Genomic DNA, 1,904 nt, shown 5'->3' on the forward strand with positions numbered 1-1,904 from the left:
GCTTGTTGAATATCGGTTCTTGTAGTCCCTTTTTTGCATAGCGATCGCCACTGTTTTTAGTAGCATCAAAAGCCATAGCAGTACGCCACGTAATTAAGCTTTGTTCACCCCAAAGACGATTAGCATTGCGGACAAATTCTTGATTATCTGAAACAGTAATTTGCCAAGGAACTACTATTACCATACCATTTACCGCATCACCAGCAGCAATAACTTTTTTAGTTTGTAAACTAGGGTTTCCTAATAATAATAACTGTCCTTGATTATGATTAGCTAGTTCGATAGCTTGATCAATTCTGTCAACTTGAGGATTTAGGAGAATAGTAGTTACTTTTTGCTTAATTGCACTTTGGAAATCATTAGCTGCAAAATCGCATTTAATTTCATTAACTAACACCAGATTTTTGCTATGAATAGCATTAACAAAAGCTTTTTCAAAAGACTGATCTGCGGCCTTAGAATCACTACAAATAACAATCTTGCTTTTTCCAGTATTTTTGGCATATTCAACCAGAGTTTCAGCAGTTATATTAAAACTAATAACAGTTCTATAAATATAATTACCATCAGTCCGATCTTGACGATCTGTTAATTTTGTAGAACTACTAGTTGGTGAAATCATTACCAACTTTCCAGCTTGATATATATCAGCAGCAGGTATACTGGCATCACTACTATTATGACCAACTACTGCTAAAATCTCCTGATCTTTGACAAATTTCTGAGCAATTTCCTTAGCTATTGCCGGATTATTATCATCATTAGCAATTTGTATTTGTAAGAACTTACTATTTACCCCACCATTATTATTTATTTCTTGTTGAGCTTGTGCTACTCCTCGCAGAATTTCTTGTGCTACGGAAGGATTACTACCTATAGGTACAGCTACACCAATTTTGATTACTTTTTTATTGGCAACTTTGGCATTTTCTAAAAATATTTTAGCTTCTGGATCATGGGAATATTCCTGTAAATAATTAGTAAATTTTTTAATAGCTTGATTGTAATTTTTCCATAAAAATGCTGTTGTACCTGCTTGCTTATCTAAATTAGTCACTGAGGTAAATAATACTTTTTCACCATAACTAAAGCGATTCCGCAATTTGATTTCATTTAAACTCAACCATAAAATAGTACCAATAATCATGAATAACATAATAGCTATTCCTGACTGAAAAGTTACCTTTTGTAAATTGCGAGGTTGGGGATATTGGAGTAATGCTGCTGCTGGATTTTGAAAAATTACAGGTATCCAAGAAGCACAAGGATATTGACTTTCTAAATTTTCTTGTAAACGCACACGAGCTTGTTGTACAGAGGTATATAAAGATTCTCCAGATGCAAAAACTGTGAGAAAATATTCTAGAAAATGTTGAGCGACAATATCAGGAACAGGTTCTCGCATGACAATAGTATAAGGAATTCGCAAATCAGCTAAATTGCGTGCTAATCCTAATCCATCACAAGAATTAAAAATCGCTAATTTCAATCCTTTTTTAACAGCATATCCCAAGGTATGATGCACTTCTAAAAGTGATAAAGTTTCATGATCATTAATTTGAATTTCTCCCCAACTATCACCTTCTTGACTGCAACTATGTCCAGCAAAAAATAAAATATCCCAAGATTGATTCCATAATTTATCTGCGATCGCTTGACGCGATGGTTGCAACAAAGGTTCAATAATTGCACCTGGTAATTTTGCTGTCAATGCTTGTAAATCTGGTTGAATATTAATTTCTTGACTATTCCCTAAAATAGCCAGAATTTTTACAGGACTTTTTAATTTAATTTTTGACGGTTCATAATCTGAACCAATTACAACTTCTGGTTTATTATGACTAGTATGAAATATTTCCCATAAATGCCAAGGAAGTTTTCTTAATAATAAATCTTGTGTTTGT

At 33.1% G+C, this 1,904-nt stretch carries 1 protein-coding gene; it reads right to left on the reverse strand.

Features of this window, described 5'->3' with window-relative positions:
* The coding region (locus FJR38_RS02480; protein WP_254449319.1) for an ABC transporter substrate-binding protein at window positions 1-1,904 on the reverse strand (1,904 nt) is incomplete at both ends.

This window comes from Anabaena sp. UHCC 0253 (assembly GCF_009712085.1).
Lineage (GTDB): Bacteria > Cyanobacteriota > Cyanobacteriia > Cyanobacteriales > Nostocaceae > Dolichospermum.